This window comes from Dyadobacter frigoris (genome assembly GCF_005280585.1).
Classification (GTDB): Bacteria; Bacteroidota; Bacteroidia; order Cytophagales; family Spirosomataceae; genus Dyadobacter; species Dyadobacter frigoris.
This window is the reverse complement of the sequence record NZ_SZVO01000004.1, coordinates 208,049-225,016: the sequence shown is the minus strand read 5'-3', so window position 1 is coordinate 225,016 and position 16,968 is coordinate 208,049. Positions and strand designations below refer to the sequence as shown.

The 16,968-nt window shown below is 38.7% G+C and carries 16 protein-coding genes and 1 pseudogene; 9 read left to right on the top strand and 8 right to left on the bottom strand.

Going from position 1 to position 16,968, the window contains the following annotated elements:
- Nucleotides 1-142: 142 nt before the first annotated feature.
- Nucleotides 143-1,981, top strand: coding sequence for a right-handed parallel beta-helix repeat-containing protein (locus tag FDK13_RS10190; RefSeq protein ID WP_137339883.1), 1,839 nt, complete (start codon nt 143-145; stop codon nt 1,979-1,981).
- 102 nt (nt 1,982-2,083) lie between these two features.
- Here FDK13_RS10190 and FDK13_RS35725 read toward each other — a convergent pair whose 3' ends face one another.
- Nucleotides 2,084-2,593: a hypothetical protein gene (locus FDK13_RS35725; RefSeq protein WP_181956146.1), complete on the bottom strand. Its 510-nt coding sequence runs from the start codon at nt 2,591-2,593 to the stop codon at nt 2,084-2,086.
- A 232-nt stretch (nt 2,594-2,825) separates the two neighbouring features.
- Between FDK13_RS35725 and FDK13_RS10180 the strand changes: the two genes are divergently transcribed.
- The 4 genes and pseudogenes from FDK13_RS10180 to FDK13_RS10160 all read left to right on the top strand — a co-directional run bounded on the left by FDK13_RS10180 (nt 2,826) and on the right by FDK13_RS10160 (nt 5,773).
- Entirely contained in the window at nt 2,826-3,329 is a 504-nt protein-coding gene (locus FDK13_RS10180; protein WP_137339882.1) for an anthrone oxygenase family protein, read from the top strand.
- A gap of 52 nt (nt 3,330-3,381) precedes the next feature.
- Nucleotides 3,382-4,139, top strand: a pseudogene (locus FDK13_RS36595) (DUF2490 domain-containing protein).
- A 219-nt stretch (nt 4,140-4,358) separates the two neighbouring features.
- Nucleotides 4,359-5,024 (top strand): hypothetical protein, encoded by a 666-nt coding sequence (locus tag FDK13_RS10165; protein ID WP_137339880.1) that lies wholly within the window; start codon nt 4,359-4,361, stop codon nt 5,022-5,024.
- A 275-nt stretch (nt 5,025-5,299) separates the two neighbouring features.
- On the top strand, nt 5,300-5,773 hold the full coding sequence (locus tag FDK13_RS10160; protein ID WP_137339879.1) for a VOC family protein: 474 nt from the start codon (nt 5,300-5,302) through the stop codon (nt 5,771-5,773).
- Nucleotides 5,774-5,827: 54 nt separating this feature from the next.
- Here FDK13_RS10160 and FDK13_RS10155 read toward each other — a convergent pair whose 3' ends face one another.
- From FDK13_RS10155 to FDK13_RS10145, 3 genes are all read right to left on the bottom strand, one after another.
- Nucleotides 5,828-6,529: an MBL fold metallo-hydrolase gene (locus tag FDK13_RS10155; RefSeq protein WP_137339878.1), complete on the bottom strand. Its 702-nt coding sequence runs from the start codon at nt 6,527-6,529 to the stop codon at nt 5,828-5,830.
- A 120-nt stretch (nt 6,530-6,649) separates the two neighbouring features.
- Nucleotides 6,650-10,291 (bottom strand): ABC transporter permease/M1 family aminopeptidase, encoded by a 3,642-nt coding sequence (locus FDK13_RS10150; protein WP_137339877.1) that lies wholly within the window; start codon nt 10,289-10,291, stop codon nt 6,650-6,652.
- Between the two features lie 57 nt (nt 10,292-10,348).
- The gene (locus tag FDK13_RS10145) at nt 10,349-11,236 is read right to left on the bottom strand and encodes an ABC transporter ATP-binding protein (RefSeq protein ID WP_137339876.1); all 888 of its coding nucleotides are present in this window, start codon (nt 11,234-11,236) and stop codon (nt 10,349-10,351) included.
- A gap of 675 nt (nt 11,237-11,911) precedes the next feature.
- Between FDK13_RS10145 and FDK13_RS10140 the strand changes: the two genes are divergently transcribed.
- Nucleotides 11,912-12,382, top strand: a complete 471-nt coding sequence (locus FDK13_RS10140) for a DUF1801 domain-containing protein (protein ID WP_137339875.1) — start codon at nt 11,912-11,914, stop codon at nt 12,380-12,382.
- A gap of 24 nt (nt 12,383-12,406) precedes the next feature.
- Here the strand turns inward: FDK13_RS10140 and FDK13_RS10135 are convergent, their stop codons facing one another.
- The 3 genes from FDK13_RS10135 to FDK13_RS10125 all read right to left on the bottom strand — a co-directional run bounded on the left by FDK13_RS10135 (nt 12,407) and on the right by FDK13_RS10125 (nt 13,627).
- Nucleotides 12,407-12,658, bottom strand: a complete 252-nt coding sequence (locus FDK13_RS10135; protein ID WP_137339874.1) for a hypothetical protein — start codon at nt 12,656-12,658, stop codon at nt 12,407-12,409.
- A gap of 86 nt (nt 12,659-12,744) precedes the next feature.
- On the bottom strand, nt 12,745-13,023 hold the full coding sequence (locus FDK13_RS10130) for a hypothetical protein (RefSeq protein ID WP_137339873.1): 279 nt from the start codon (nt 13,021-13,023) through the stop codon (nt 12,745-12,747).
- Between the two features lie 10 nt (nt 13,024-13,033).
- Nucleotides 13,034-13,627: a sigma-70 family RNA polymerase sigma factor gene (locus FDK13_RS10125; protein WP_137339872.1), complete on the bottom strand. Its 594-nt coding sequence runs from the start codon at nt 13,625-13,627 to the stop codon at nt 13,034-13,036.
- Between the two features lie 194 nt (nt 13,628-13,821).
- On the opposite strand from FDK13_RS10125, the gene FDK13_RS10120 reads away from it, so the two are divergent.
- The 3 genes from FDK13_RS10120 (at nt 13,822) to msrB (ending at nt 15,932) form a co-directional block, all read left to right on the top strand.
- The gene (locus FDK13_RS10120) at nt 13,822-14,547 is read left to right on the top strand and encodes a cytochrome b/b6 domain-containing protein (protein ID WP_137339871.1); all 726 of its coding nucleotides are present in this window, start codon (nt 13,822-13,824) and stop codon (nt 14,545-14,547) included.
- 25 nt (nt 14,548-14,572) lie between these two features.
- The gene (locus FDK13_RS10115) at nt 14,573-15,358 is read left to right on the top strand and encodes a molybdopterin-dependent oxidoreductase (protein WP_137339870.1); all 786 of its coding nucleotides are present in this window, start codon (nt 14,573-14,575) and stop codon (nt 15,356-15,358) included.
- Between the two features lie 73 nt (nt 15,359-15,431).
- Complete coding sequence (msrB, locus tag FDK13_RS10110; protein WP_137339869.1) at nt 15,432-15,932, top strand: peptide-methionine (R)-S-oxide reductase MsrB; 501 nt, start codon at nt 15,432-15,434, stop codon at nt 15,930-15,932.
- Between the two features lie 92 nt (nt 15,933-16,024).
- Here the strand turns inward: msrB and FDK13_RS10105 are convergent, their stop codons facing one another.
- Nucleotides 16,025-16,963 carry a proline iminopeptidase-family hydrolase gene (locus FDK13_RS10105; protein WP_137339868.1) on the bottom strand — a complete coding sequence of 313 codons (939 nt, stop codon included), beginning with the start codon at nt 16,961-16,963 and terminating at the stop codon, nt 16,025-16,027.
- Nucleotides 16,964-16,968 lie beyond the last annotated feature (5 nt).

The window sequence follows — 16,968 nt, the reverse complement described above, 5'->3', positions numbered from 1 at the left end:
ATCAAAACTGATTGTAGCCGGTTTCCTATATGCTGCTGAATAATAAACGGGCTGGTTATTAATTCCTCGAATTTGCGGTAAAACACAACACATAACAGCTTACTTTATTTATATCTATGTTAAAGATTAAATTTGTTTTCCTATGTCTCGTTTTTTTAAATTTATACTATCAGTAACCTTGCTGATTTTATTCTCACTCGTCTCACAACTTACTTATAGCCAATCCATTTCAATTGCTGACTTTGGGGTAAAACCGGATACTTATGAGAATATTACCCCCCGGATCCAGAAAATTATTGATGAAGCTATTGCCAGGCACAGTACGGAGTTAGTATTTCCAAAAGGCCGTTATGATTTCTGGCCGGATGGCGCAATTAGGGCAAAATATTTTGTATCGAATACTTCAACCGAAGAAGAAGATTCAACCAAAACAAAAACCATTGGAATGCTCTTCAAAAAGGCTAAAAACCTGACCATTGATGGGAATGGTTCGCTTTTTATTTTCCATGGAAAAATGACTACAATTGTTCTGGACCAATGCGAAAATTTAAAACTTCAAAACATTCACATTGATTTTGAACGGCCAACGATGTCGGAAATGCGTTATGCAAAAGTGAGCGAACAGGGTGTCGATCTTGAAATTCACCCGGACGCCAAATATTCGATCAGTAACGGGCAACTTATCTGGCATGGTGAAGGCTGGAAAACCAGTCATTTTCATGGTGTTGAATTCGATACTACTTTGAAAACGATGCGTTACAGTGACTGGAAAACTTTCAACGGAAGCAGAGCAACTCAGATAAGCCCAAATCTTGTTCATTTTGATACGCCTTCCGGGTTTAAACCAAAACAAGGAAATATTTTAACGGTCCGCGATATTATAAGAGATCAGGTTGGTCTACTGATTCTTCAAAGCAAGAATATCACACTGGAAGACGTTGGGATGCATTATATGCATGGACTTGGTATTGTGAGCCAATACACCGAAAACATAACCATGCACCGTGTGACTTGCGCTCCGAGAGAAGAAACCAAACGTATTATAGCTTCCTCTGCCGATTTTATGCATTTTTCCGGTTGCCGCGGGCAAATTACTATTGAGGATTGTAAATTTTCAGGAGCACATGATGACCCTGTTAATGTACATGGAACAAATCTTCGAATGATTGAAAAAATGGATAACAATCGATTGAAACTCCGTTTTATGCACGGACAAAGTTATGGTTTCAATGCATTTTTTGCCGGTGATACTGTGGCTTTTGTTCATGCTTCGTCAATGATCCGTTTTGAAAAAGGTATTGTTAAAGCAGTTGAACGAATAAGCGACCGGAACGTTATTATAACATTTCAAAATGTGGTACCCACTGGACTTGAAGCCAATGATTGTGTGGAAAACATGACCTGGACTCCACAGGTTTTGATAAAAAATAACTATTTCACCCGAACCAATACCAGAGGAATCCTGCTGACCACGCCGCGAAAGGCCGTTATAGAAAACAACATTTTTTACCGGACCGGTATGAGTGCAATCCTTATTGAAGCAGATGCGGAAGGCTGGTATGAATCCGGACCTGTGCGGGACGTGACCATCAGAAATAATCAGTTTATCGACTGCGCCTATCAGGGTGGTCCGGGAAATGCAGTCATTGGAATAAACCCTTCCAATAAAATTGCTGATTTCAAGAAGCCGGTTCATTCCAATATCAGGATTGAAAATAATGTTTTCACCACTTTTGACTTTCCTGTCCTTTATGCAAAAAGTACAGAGGGACTTGTTTTCAGTGGCAATACAATCATCAGAAGCAACACTTTGCCTCCACAATCCGAGAATAAAAAAATGTTCTATTTTAATGGTTGCTCCAGGGTTGAGATAAGCAATACAAAAATGTCGGGTGATGTTTTGGGAAGAAATATTAACATCGAAAATATGCCCAAATCCAATCTAAAAGTGACAGGCAGTAAAAAACTGGCAATCGAATAATTTCTTTTAAAAGATAAGCCTGATTACAGATCCTGATGGATTTTGTAATCAGGCTTTCTCATTATTATTATTTGGTAAAAAAATTACCAGGTTGAATTATAATTATTTGGGTCTGGCAGTTGTACTTCCCGTTGACGGGCGAGAAGTGCTGCTACCAGGAGTTGTTGTTGACGACGGTGTTGCTGTACTGCCAGGAGTTGTTGTCGACGGATAAGTCGTACTGCCCGGTGTAGTTGTACTTTCTGGTAAAGTTGTGCTTCCAGGTGTCGTTGATGACGGATATGTAGTACTTCCAGGTACTGTCGACGATGGCAATGTTGTGCTGCCAGGGACTGTCGATGGATATGTGCTGCTGCCGGGAGTCGTTGATGGTGCTGGGCTGCCCGGATAAGTTGTGCTGCCCGGAACCGTTGATGATGGTGTTGTGCTTCCTGGTACAGTGGCTGGTTGCGTCATTGTTCCATTGGATCCTGCTGAGCCACTTGGACGGGTTGTACCTGGTACTGTTGTTGGTGTCGTACTGCTTGGCGTTGATGCCGGCGTAGTTTGTGCAAATGCCGCCGACGCCCCTAAAACCATTAATGTTATGATATTCAATTTTATACGTTTCATGATTTCTATTATTTTATTGTTGATAAAGTGTAATTGACTGGGTTTAACAAATAATCATACCAATCCATCTTACGATTTACATAATTCTACAACTCGGAAAACGTTTGAAATACCAGATCTGGTTTATCAGAATTTCATAAAACAGGCCAGCTCCATTCACAAAAATTTATAAAAATCTCAGTTTTCACAACCAAAGTCGCTATTTTCATAGCGAATTAAATCACCGATAGCCATGACAAATTTTACCAATATCACACTTGGTTTCACCGCAATATCCACGGCTCTGATTGCGGGTCTGTTTTACGCATATTCGTGTTCTGTAAACCCCGGACTGGGAAAATTACCTGACAAAGAATACATTGCTGCGATGCAATCTATTAACCTCGCCATAATAAATCCGGTTTTCATACTGAGTTTTATGGGAACATTAATTTTGCTGCCTTTGTGTACTTATCTGCACTATGCAAGGCCTTTTCCCGCCAGGTTTGTCCTCCTAGGTATCGCTTCCCTGATTTACATAACAGGAACATTTGGTATCACAATCTTAGGTAACGTACCACTTAATGATACTCTGGCCTCATATGATATAAAAGCAGCAAGCATTAATGAAATTGCTGATCAGAGAATAAAATTTGAAGTACCCTGGAATCGCCTGCACACCATCAGGACGGTTGCGGCTGTGACTGCTTTATCGCTTGTTATCATCGCCTGTCTGTACGATCACAAAAATAGTTGAGTACGAAATCAAGGAAATCATTGGCTTTTTATCAAATCACATTTATCAATAAATGTCTGGCACAGATATAGACGCAATCTGTATAATGTTGATCTTCTGTACCATGAAACGTCGAAAGCTTTGTTACTCCTTACTAAAATGCCTTTTTTTGCTAAGTTTTCAGCAAACCTCGGCACAGACAATCGAGCATAATGGCTGGCTTTTCTGGTCCCACCAGCAAAAGATTTCTGAAAGATGGCAGTTTAGTGCTGACGTTCAGGTTCGTTCGGCGGACAAATTAAATTATCTAAATACATTATTGATACGTCCGGGAATAGGTTACAAAATTGCAGATAACCAAACCATTACTGTTGGATACACCTATTTTGGCACTTGGGACAAAGAAAACCAACATAAGGTATACGAGCCCGAAAACCGGATATTTGAGCAGTTTCAGATAGAAAACGAGATCCAAAGAACTGAAATCACAAACAGGTTCAGATATGAGCAGCGGTTTCTAAATCTGAAAATAGCAAAGCTTTTGCACAGCGATTCCGGTATTACGTTCAGGCGCAAATTCCCCTTTTCACTAATCCTCTTTTTACAAAAGGACTATATCTCTCAGTCCAAAATGAATTATTTTTAAATGCCCAGGGAAAAGATCAGGTCAATAATCACTTCTTTGACCAGAACAGATCTTACGCAGGCCCCGGCTATCGATTCAGCGAAAGTCTTGACCTGGAAATCGGTTATATGTTTCGTTACCAGATTGAAAAAGAAGCAAATATGCGAAATAACATTTTGCAGGTTGTAATCAAAACTTCTTTCTAAGTCAGGGATCACCAATAATTCAATGTTTATTTCATGTTCTGAAATTATCAATTCGGCACTAGTCAGTATTCTACAAGAATATCAAAATAATTGTATATACAATAATAATTATTATTACATTTTTTCTTAAATTTACAGAGACAACAACCCTCTTCATATCCGTAGTATCTTAGTAATAAAAGATTAATCTTATTTATTATTCATGAAAAATTCTACTATATGAAAACCTTAATGCGCTACTATTGTGTAATAATATTGCTGATAGTAAATTTTGCCTGCACAGACAAAGAACTTACCAAAGAGGATGAAAAAGATATTGTCATTAAAAAAGACGATGTCCTGCCCCTGATTGAAAATAAAACCTGGGGGTTGATGAAAATTGAAAAACAGGTCGGAACCGGCAACAGGTCAGAATTGCCATCTTCTTCGGAATATACTGCCTACAAGACCCAATGTTCATTTGTTTATTCAAGCGGATTTGTAGGTTTTTATTCGGGAAATGAGTCGACAAGTGATTCAGTAAAGAAAAATCACAACTTCCCGGCTTATGCCCGGACATTTTCAATATTTACTCGGATAGTGCTTCCTGTTGGATTGGATTATCACTGGGACGATACGGCCGGAACTATGGTCACGCATTGTTATGACGGGACAAAAATCCTGCAAATCCCTGTTGACCAAATAGCTCATCTGGAAAAAGCCAGTCTCATTCTATACAAAACGATGGAAGAAGCGCAGGCTTCAAAAATACCCGAAAATATCACTTTCATTGCACAGGAAAATGAGTCGTCGGGTGTGGTAACTTATTACTATTCTTTCAGACCTGTATACCCCTATAAATTTCACACCACACAATGGGAAAATGACAGTTTTGTAATGTTTTAAGAAATTTTTCTAATTGACATTTTGCATACAGCGTATAGAGAAAACCTGCTCCGACTTCAAAATGTCGCAAGCAGGTTTTTTTATTCATAAAAATCTGTTGTTTTTCAGTAGAATCAGACATTGTTTTAATCAAAAATAAAAGTCGCAAATACCCCCTGATAAAGTCGTTTTCAAACCCTGTTTATGAATTGGGATTTATCTATTTTTGTCATAATAAATCCGGAAAAATAACAATCCCGGAGTCGTTATTTTTTCAAACCTAAATGTTCAGCAGTATGCAAAAGATAACCCCGTTTCTATGGTACGACAATCAACTGGAAGAAGCGATGAATTCATATATTTCCATTTTCAAAAATTCAAAAATTCTGAATGTAAACCGATTACCAGGAGAAAGTCCTGGATCTGCCGGTAATGTTATAACAGCGACATTTGAATTGGAAGGACAAACATTCTATGGCCTTAATGGAGGGCCCAGTTTTAAATTTACGGAAGCAATTTCTTTTTTTGTTGATTGTAAAACGCAGGAAGAGGTTGATGATTTGTGGGAACGACTATCAGAAGGCGGATCCAAAAGCCAGTGCGGATGGCTGAAAGATAAATTTGGCATTTCCTGGCAGATCGTCCCTTCCATTTTAGGCGAGTTGATGGGTTCCAAAGATCCCGTTAAGGCACAGAGCGTGATGCAGGCGATGATGAAAATGACAAAGCTTGATATTGCACTTTTGCAGGAAGCCTATGATAATGCCTGAAACAAATCTGGCTCATCAAAGATTTTGATAATCCGAAATGAGCCAGAATAATTTCTATTCAGCGATTAACTTATTATAGAAATTCTTCAACTGTTGGCTGGCATCTTTTTCAAGCGGATTGCCATGACCGAAAAGTGCTTTGTCAAACTTAAATTCCGCTGCTTTTCCCAAGCTTTTTACACCAAGATCTTTATCTTCATAAACGGTACTAAGCGCCAGTCCGACAAAATTTGCACACAAATCTGCGGCAATTAAAACACCTTCTTCTTTGATCAGCAAGGCAACATGTCCAGCGCTGTGCCCGGGTGTATGAATAACCTGAATACCTCCGGCGATAGGTAAAATATCATGGTCCGACAATTTCTTTTCCACCAAAACCGGCTCTATATTTCTATCAGAACGTTTGATAAATATGTTATAGATAAGCCAGTTAATTATTCCTGGTGAAAGATATGTTGGTTCACGGACGCCAACTCCTTTCTCAATTAATGCCGCATCAATGTAATGTGCAAAAACAGGGATATTTAGTCTTCTGCTTATTTCCGCAGCACTTCCTGAATGATCCGGATGCGCATGGGTAAGTATAATTCTTTTTATATTTCCAGGATCTTTTCCGCCCTTTTTTATTGCTGAAAATATTTTATCCGCACTTCCTTTCATCCCCGTATCAATGAGTGTCAGACCGTCATCCACAATTAAAAAGACATTAACAGAGCCCAGGCTGATCTGAAAAACTTTACTACTGATTTGTTTCATCACTTAGAATAAATTTAACACTTTAAAATTTTTACAGATGATTAGCCAAATTCGGTAGTTAAAAAAAAATAAGGCAATAACAATTGTTACAAAATAAAATTATTTCCTGTTTGGCGCATTTTAATCAATTTCGCTCAAATTATCATCCGGGATACGGTCAATCAGTTTGTTATAAGGATCAATTCCAGCTTTGACAGGTTTACCTTTTACACGAATTGTAACTGTTTGTGTACCTGGTTTAAGTTTGTATTTTTTCAGAAATAAAGGATTTATCTGTTTCTGTCCCAACTTATTTTTTGATTCCGCTGCGAAAATTCCAATATCCACATAATCATTCATAGGCGCAACAGTCTCTTTTCCTGAACTGTCGGCATACAATTTTTTCGTAGTAAACGAGAATTTAACATCGTAAAAATCCTTCCCTAATGGTTTGGAAGTCACCTTTTCAGATTTGTTTTCGTACAAGGTAATTTTCTTCCAGGTATCATTAAGATAGTATTTAAGTGAATCAGGCGTATGCTTGTTCAGGTAAAAAAACAGGTCATTACTTCCCGGAAAAGGTGGATTTTCCCGAAGTGCAAATTCATCCCTGAATTCCCGAAGCGCATGATTTACAGCAGTATCACCTATCAGATCCCGAAGACCGTAGATTACCAGACTTCCTTTGTTGTACCACTCATACGGACGGTTGCAGTTTATAAAAGTATTTTCCTTTTTGGCTTCATTTGCCCGGCCACGTAAATATCTGTCAAGCTCATCTTTCAAAAAGCGTTTCATATTATCCTTTCCGTATTTTCTTTCTGTAAGGATGAGTGCAGTATATTCTGCCAAAGCCTCGGATATCAGATTGGAACCTCTCGTTTTGTTTGGAGAAACCTGATGTCCCCACCATTGATGCGCCAATTCATGTGCTGTCACAAAATAGGTATAGTCAAAATCGTCAGGACTTTTAAAATCCGCTACCCAGCCAAAAGCTTCTGAATAAGGAACAGTGTTGGCGAAACTTTGTGCAAATCCTGCATATCTTGGAAATTCCATTAGCCGCATCTGGCGGAATTGAAACGGCCCGTACACATCCGAAAAATATTTCAGTCCGTCCACATAGGCAGCTTTAAAGCGGTCCAGGTTATAAGGATGATGTTTGTCGTAAAATATTTCGATATTCACTTTTTTCCCGTTATCCAGTTTCAGCGGTTCCCGTAAAACTTCGTATCGTGCAGACAAAACGCTTTCAAATAATTGTATAGGCGTGTCCTGGATGTAGTAGAAATATTTCCGTCCCTTTTCTACCCAACTCTTTTGTAAATACCCAGGCGCAATAGCAATCTGATCAGCGCTGGTACTCACCGTAGCTTCAAAATGCATAAGATCCGCATTGTCATTGAACAACATGGTACTGCGCCCAATTGGATCGTTTTGTGGTGGTAAATCATCCTTCTTTTCTTTCAAGCCAAGCTTTTTCCGATACTCGTCACTTTCCAGTTCCAGGCTTTCCTGATAACCCATATGCGGAAAACCGCCGCTGTAAAATGTGCCGTTGTATAAAACTTCCCTGCTGAAACCGTTATTCAAAAAACCTTTATTTTCCTTCACGGAATAGATTTCCATCACCGCAGAATCACCAGGCTGCATGATTTTTTCAAGCTTGTAAATCCGATACCCGGCCACTTTATCACCTTTTTTGAAAAAGGTAAATTTTGAGTAAGGCTGATGCAGCGGTTCCGTGAATTTCAGGCTTTTGCCATTATAAATAAGCTTGTATTCCAGATTTTCATTATCCAGCATATGAATCGTTTGGATGGGCTTATTCGTTTTATTTTTAATCAGCATTTTGGCATACATATTGATCCTTCTTTCTTCCGGAAAAATATCAGCTTTGAGAATAAGGCTCGTCACTTTTGGATGCGGCAAGCCTTCGTATTTCTTCATTTTTTTCTCGTACAAAGCCTGATTCGTCCTTTGCTCCGAAACGCTGTAATAATCGTTTAGATAACTGACGTTATAATAAATATAGGCCCCGCTGGCTAACCAACCGATAAAAAATACCGGAACCAGGAATTTTGGAACTCCTGAAAACCGTTCTTTTGCTACACGGATTCTCTCTTTAAAACCACCTACAACACCACGTTGAAAAAACAGATAAGCGATCGTTGCCAGCAATGAACCAAACAAAAGCCAGTAAAAATTAAACCAGAAAAGCGGCTTGCCAAAATGCCCAAGACCATTCATGTCCGACCATTTGTATTCGGGCGTAAAGAAGTAAAAGAACAGATTGTAATCGAATTCCCCAAAATTCCGAAGCAGAAACATGGCCACCCAAATAAGCATCGCTACGCCATGCCCTGCAAATTTATTGTTGACAATGACATGCACAGCAAAGGATAAAAGGATCATCTGGATAAAGCCTGGTAATGTCAGCAAATACAGATCGATAAAATAAACAGGCAGGTTATAATCCGTAAAACCTTTGAGCGTCTGGATGATGGTTCCCACGAAAAGCGGTATCGTGGCCATGATAACGGCGATACCAAAAAGTCCGAAAAGTTTTGATAAATACAGGATCGTATTGGAAACCGGAAGTGCGTCATTTAGAATATTATAACGCGTTGTTTTTTCCCGGTGAACGGCCTCTCCCGTGTAAAAAAGAAGGATTATAAAAATAAAGACCGTGTAATCAAAGCCTTTAAAATCCATTACAAAAATCGTAAGCGGCCTGTCCCCTACGCTATATAATGTGTTCCCGATCCAGATATCCAGTACCAGAAAAATCAGTCCTCCCAATAAAATCGCCCTGAAATAATTGTCTCTGACAATATTCAAAAACTCAATTCTGGTAAGATTCCACAAAATGGTTTTTTTATACCCTCCACCAAACTGCTGCATTACATGTTTTAAGAGAGCAGGTGCTTTTTCATCCTTTTCCTTTCCTGATTTTTTCTCTCTGGAAATTTCAGGTTGTAAGAACTTTTGAAAACTAAATTGATAATAAGTAAACAAAATCAGCGCGATAGATAATCCTAACCATATCAGCCGGTTCAACAGATAAACGCTGGTTAGCGGGACAAGTAAATTATTCTTTTCATAAGGTGTCGAGAAACGGGTTTCCAGATTGAAAGTGTTGATTGCAAACGGATCGAGCAGCTTGACAAGATCACGATTTTCAATATCCCTCACCAAAAAATTTCCCAGCAGATAAGCGATCAGTAAAAGAATACTGGCGGAATAAATCACTTTTATATTTCTGGTAAAGGAAACAAGCGCAAAAAATATTGTAGACGACAATAGTAAATTTCCTATGGCGAAGGCGAAGTAGGGATAGAAATAATTCCATAGGCCATAACTGCCAACTCTTTCGGAAGGAATCCAGCCAAACGCCGGACCAATGAAACTTCCAGCCAAAGTTCCAAAACTAAAACCGGTTCCGATCAATAATACAAATACAAAAGACCCGAAAAATCTTCCCCAGAAATAGCCTCCTTTTGTAATGGGAATGGCGTAAAAATAATTGCGGGTCTGGTATTCAATATCGCGGTATAACGGGACACCCATAACGGCGGAACAAACCATCATCATGGTGAAACTAAAAAATAAATTTCCTTCCGCGATGGTCCAGGGAGCGTTATACATTACCTTTTCCGAAGCGGCAGACCAACCTCCTGCCACGGAAAGAAAACCGACAAGGAAATAAATGAAAAAGTAAATCCAGGTCGCAGGACGGTTGTAACGGTATTTTATTTCGAACGAAAATATTTGACGGAACATGCCGGAGTCTTTTTTGAAAAAAGGGATTATTTAACAACAGGAATTGGAACAAGCGACTTACAGCGCAATTGTATCCGGTTTGCTGGCTATCTGATGGAAATAAATATCTTCCAAAACAGGTTCGGCCAGTAAGAATTCATTTCCAGGATCAATTTCAGAAAAGATCCTGATTCCCAGTTTTCCGCTCTTCATTTGTTCAGAAATAACCTGATAATTTCCCCTGTAACCCAACTTATCGCCCTTATCGATGAGTTTGCTGTAAATTTTACCATTCAGTTCTTTTACAGCTTCATCCGGATTGCCATTCCTGAGTACTTCTCCCTTACAAATAATGGCAAAATCACTGCATAATGTCCGCACATCTTCAACAATATGGGTTGAGAGAATTACAATTGTATTTTCTCCTAATTCACTTAATAAATTGTAAAAACGGTTTCGTTCCGCCGGATCAAGTCCTGCCGTTGGTTCATCCACAATAATCAGTTTAGGATTAGCTAAAAGTGCCTGAGCGATCCCAAACCGCTGTTTCATACCACCGGAAAACGTACCAAGATGTTTTTTGCGGTCGTTATATAAATTCACCCTGTCGAGCAAAGCAGCAACAGTTTGTTTTCTTTCATTGGCATTCAGAATTCCTTTTAACTGAGCAATATGATCCAGCATCAGCTCAGAACTGATTTTTGGATAAACCCCAAATTCCTGTGGCAAATATCCCAGGATCTTACGAACCTCGGCTTTGTCTTTGAGCACATCAAGTTCATCCAGAAAAATACTTCCCGCGTCGGCCTCCTGCAAGGTGGCAATTGTACGCATTAGTGAGGATTTGCCCGCACCGTTTGGACCAAGCAAACCAAACATTCCGGTTTCAATGATCAGATTTATACCTTTCAGCGCCTGAACACCATTTGGATAAGTTTTTTGAAGATTCCGAATAGTTAATTTCACAGAGTTGGGATTTTTAAGATTATAGGAATGATATTTTCAATTTCGTAAACTTCTCAATAATAACAAATTAAGAATTCAACAAAATTTTCCAATGTAAACAAATCTATTAGAAATGATCATGAAAAAGTAACCGTTAAATCAGTTTTCAAAAGTTATATCTTGACATTTAAGCCAAATCAGCGGTTAACGAATTCTCAAAGTTAATTGCAGCAATTCATTGTAACGGTTATGTATATACACGCAACAACCAAGAAATATTCATTTAAAATTTCCTATTCAAAAGAACTCCTGGCTCCAGAGATAAATTTAAGACAATCACAGGAAACTCCAAAAGGAGTTAAACGTACCGGGATCCCAGCTTTTTCTATAAACAAGATACCCCAAAGGGGTAAAATCAAGATAAATTAACGGTTTTGGATTTTTATATTTTGATCAAAAATTACTTTTGCAACGCTCCTTTGGAGCACCTTGTTCATAGAAATGCTGAATCTTGCCAAATTCCCGACTCCATAGGAGCCTCCTGAGTTATCAAATAAAATTCTATTTTCGCTTTGCCAATATCCTTTCAAAATAATTTGATAAATAAATAACCAAAGGATTAAAAAATATCAGCCATAACGCTGTTTATTTCCAAGACTTCTTAATTTTAGACTTCCATATAAATCAACTCATCAAATGCAATCCAACGCCACTACACCCCAGGAATACGTGGATTCACTTCCGGATGACAGAAAATCTGCCATTAACGAATTGCGAAAAGTAATTCTGGAAAACCTGCCGTCAGGATTTACGGAGGTTATGAGCTATGGCATGATTGGGTATGTGATTCCGCACTCGATATATCCGGATGGCTATCATTGCAATCCTTCATTACCGCTGCCTTTCATGAATGTGGCTTCTCAAAAAAATTTCATCGCCGTTTATCATATGGGTATTTATGCCAATGAAGACATTATGAAATGGTTCACCGGTGAATATCCAAAACACGTTAAGACAAAACCTGACATGGGAAAAAGTTGCCTGCGTTTTAAAAAGAGCAATGAGATACCCTTTAAGCTGATTGGAGAACTGGCATCAAAAATGAGTCCAAAAGATTGGATTAGTCTTTACGAATCCCTTTATAAAAACAAAAGGAGGGACATTTAATCCCTCCTTTTCGCACAATCTGAATTATTTTTTTATGGTAGAATCTTTTTTGGACATTTTACCTTTCTTCTCCATTTTGTCATTCATTTTACCCATTTTCCCATCCATTTTACCCATCTTATCATCTTTTTTATGACTCATTTTGGACATCTTTTTATCCATTTTTGTTGAGTCCTGAGTAGAATAATTTCCAGGTGCAGCCTGAGCGGTAATAGAAAAAGTTGCGATAGCGGCGATCGCAATAAATGTTAATACCTTGGATTTTAACGTTTTCATTGGGCTTCGTTTAATTGTGAAATTTGTTGTTTTCTCCTTGGTCGTAGCAAATCTAAAATCCTTACAAAATTTCGTAAAACTTTTCCTTATTTATTTTTATTCAGCTCATCTTCAATCTTGTCCTGCAAATTTTTCTTAAAATTATCGTCCAGTTTCCTGTCTTTATTATGCGAATCGTGAATCAGATTTTTAACCAAACGATTGATCAGTATACTTTGCTTTTGAAAGACACGACAAACCGAACATCCTGTAAGATGGATGCGCAATTCAACATTTTCTCTAAATGTTAATTTCTTAATCTGCTTTTTTTCAATCAGAAAAGTGGCTTGCCGGCAATTGTAAATTATTCCTTTTAATGAATTCATGTCCGTTTAATTAAATCCAGTTTTTTTGAAGACAAGCACGAAGGTTAAGCTTCGCCCGATGAATGATCACCCAAAAATTGGAAGGCGTTATTTTCAAAGCCTCACAAATATTTTCCGTCAACTCCTCATCCATATGTTTCATCGCAAAAACGGAAGACCATAAGGCCGGTAATTTTTCCATACATTTTTGAAAAATGATTGAAAACTCTGCACTCACAAGCAGATCTTCCTCCACTCCTATTTCCCTTGGCCTGAACTCTTCATTCCAATGTCCGTCATCCGGATCGAAGAAATCCTTTTGCGCCGTTTCCGCATCGGCAACATCAGTTTTCTTTAACAGTCCCGAAGATTTTTTGCGATAAATATCGATAATTTTATTTTTCAAAATCGCTGTCAACCAGGTACTTTCCGAACTTCTCCCTTCAAAATTCTTGACTTTTTCCAGTGCAGCAAGAAATGTTTCCTGTACCAGATCTCTTGCCTGCTCTTCATCGTTAATGCGCGTGACAGCGTATGTATATAGGTAGTCTGCATATTTTTTCACCCATTGACGCGGATCAATATGTTCATTGCCGGAAGCTGACTTATTCTTATCGATTAACATTTAGTTCTGATGATTTTCATTGCTATCATTAGTGTGAGTTCAGTTTAAGAGGGTTGTAGTTACCTTTTATGAAGTTAGTCTGATTCGGTTTAAGATCCTTACAAAGTTTTTAAACATTTTCTGTAAGGTTTCTAAAAGATAAGCGACTAAGAATGAAAAAGCTAATTTTTAATATTAATTAAATACCTCATCATATGAAAGTTATAAAGGAAAAACATTCTCTAGCCATGCGTTGGACGCACTGGGTAAATTTCCCGATACTGACGATCATGATATGGAGTGGAATGTTGATTTATTGGGCTAATGATACGTATACAATCACTATTTTCGATCACACATTCTATCACTTTTTCCCAGAATCGATCTATACCTTTTTCAACATTCCATACAGACTTGCGGAAGGTATGGCATTTCACTTTTTGTTCATGTGGTTTTTTACGCTGAACGGAATATTTTATGTTTTGTACACGATTTTTTCAGGAGAATGGAGAAATCTTGTACCTCAAAAAAAGTCTTTCAAAGAAGCGTGGCTCGTACTATTACATGATCTGCATATACGGAAAACGGCTCCGCCCCAAGACAAATATAATGCCGCCCAGAGGATTGCCTACACGGCTATTATAGTCATGGGTTTCGGCTCAGTACTGACCGGCTTGGCCGTTTATAAACCCGTTCAGTTTTATTGGTTATGCTGGTTTTTTGGTGGTTATAATCTTGCCAGAATACTGCATTTTTCTTTGACGATTGGATATTTATTTTTCTTTATTATTCACATCGTTCAGGTAATTATTGCGGGTTGGAATAATTTCAGATCTGTCATTTCCGGTTTTGAAATTGTAATAAAAGAGCCTACAAATGTTGCTGTGTTAACTCATGAAGATAAAAATTCTTCGGGTAATGAAAATCTTGTAATCGAATAATTTCTACCTAAACCGTAATATCACAATGGAGATTATCGATCCGGAAAATAAGAAAGAATTGACCGTAGATCAAAAGATCAAGAGGCGGACTTTTTTCTCATTCGCTACTTTTTTTGCCATGAGCGCGGCGACTTATGAAGGATGGAATTGGCTTTATAGCGCACCTGACGAAGCAAATGGCATTACCGCCGGTTCCAGGAAACCGTTGCGCGCTGCAATGAACAAAACTGAGCTTTTTTTCAGAAGGTTTTTCAGTGATAACCATTTGGTAAAAACATACCCAAAATCAATGGCTGCCAGAAATGTCCGGATCAACAGCAACATTGGTAATGAAGACGAAAATTTCAACCCTGAAAACTGGCAGCTTTCCGTCGTAAAAAGTAAGGGCGAAGTTTTGAAAATAAATCTGGAAGCGCTTAAAGCGTTGCCAAAAACTGAAATTGTATTTGATTTTAAGTGCGTGGAAGGCTGGGATCAGATTCAGCATTGGGCAGGCGTTCGTTTCCTTGATTTTATCAAACATTACAAACTGGACGATTTAACTTCTATGCAATACGTAGGCCTTGAAACGCCCAATGGAGAATATCAGGTAGGTTTGGACATAGAAAGCGCTTTGCACCCGCAAACGATCCTGGCCTATGAAATGAATGATGCGCCATTACAAACCGCTCATGGCGCGCCGCTAAGGCTGATTATTCCGGTTAAGTATGGAATTAAAAATCTGAAATGTATTGGAAAAATAACGTTCAGCAATCAGCGACCACGCGATTACTGGGCGGAGAGAGGTTACGATTATTACTCCGGATTGTAGTAAGATAAGACCTCAGGATCAGAATTTTAATTGAGTAAAAAATGTTTTCAATGATCACTTCATACAAAAAAAAATGAAAAAGTTAAATATCGTAATAGCACTGATTTTGTTGCTTTCAATGAATGCATGCGGCCAAAATCGTAAGAATAAAAACAAAGAAAGTGCCGTAGATACCGTAGCATTTCCGGGAGCAAAATCAGATACTGAGTGGAAAAAAGTTTTGTCTTCGGAGGCGTACCAGATTATGGTTCAAAGAGGAACAGAAATTCCTTTCCGGAATCCTTACTGGAATAATCACAAAAAAGGAACTTATGTAAGTGCAGCGACCGGAAAACCATTATTCAGCTCAGATACCAAGTTTGAATCGGGAACGGGCTGGCCAAGTTTTTTCCAGCCAATTGATCCCAAAGCGGTAAAAGTTGTAACGGATAATTCTCTTGGAATGTCAAGAGATGAAGTCGTTGAAAGTAGCACGGGATTACATTTGGGCCACGTTTTTGACGATGGTCCTGCACCGACAGGAAAACGTTATTGTATGAATTCCTGGGCTTTGAAATTTATTCCTGCCAAATAAGTTTGGAGAAAAACAGGACTTAAAAAAACAGTGACAGCCAAGATGAAAATTGGATGTCACTGTTTTTTATCATTCAATGTAACTTTTCAAAATTATTTCGTACTTAGGAAATTCCTGATCGCGGCAAGGTACTGTTCAGGATTATCTCTGATTTTATTATGACCAGAATTTTCAATAATTTCTACTTTTGAACCAGGAATTTCCTTTTGAAATTCGTACATCGTTTCCGGCCTGGCTTCATCAAAGCGTCCGGTAATAAATAAAACGGGTTCCTGGATCTCACGCAGGTTGGGCGTTCTTTCAAAGTTTTTCAGCGTTCCCGTTGCATTAAATTCTGTCGGCCCCCACATATATCTGTAAATCTCTCCGTTTCCTTTTCCCGATCCTGCACAATCCGGGGCAGAAATTCTTGCTCCTGGTTTTCTGCTGAGATAATTTATATTGAAAGTATCCGTCGCAGCCATGTATGATTTGTGGTCGTAAATTCTCAGACTTTCATATTTGTTTATCGAATCCTGCACCGGTTTTGACAGTTGAGAAATCAGGATTTTAGCATCCCGCATCCACTTTGATGTACTGATCAGCGGCCCGGCAAAAATCACAGACTTCACTCCTTTCGGCTTTTTGGTCACCATATATTCCACGGCAACCGTTCCGCCCCAGGAGCTTCCTAGAATATTAATTTCTTTCAAATCCAATGCTTTGCGCAAAGCGTCTATCTCGTCAACAAATCTTGGTAGTTGCCAAAGCGTGGTATCGGTCGGCCTGTCTGAATGTCCGGAACCTAACTGATCATAAAAAATAATGGACCGGTCATTTCCCAAAGTGGAATATCCCGGAATTCCTTCACAGCTTCTGCTGCCAGGTCCACCGTGAATCAGCAAGAGTGGGACTCCTTTGCCCTTACCCACAACTTTGTACCAGATCCGTCCGCCTTTAACTTCTACAAAACCTTCTCCCGGCTTTATTTTTTCCGGGATACTACCCGTCAAAAAAACCGAAAGAAATAAAATGACTGCAAAATATTTCATAAGTT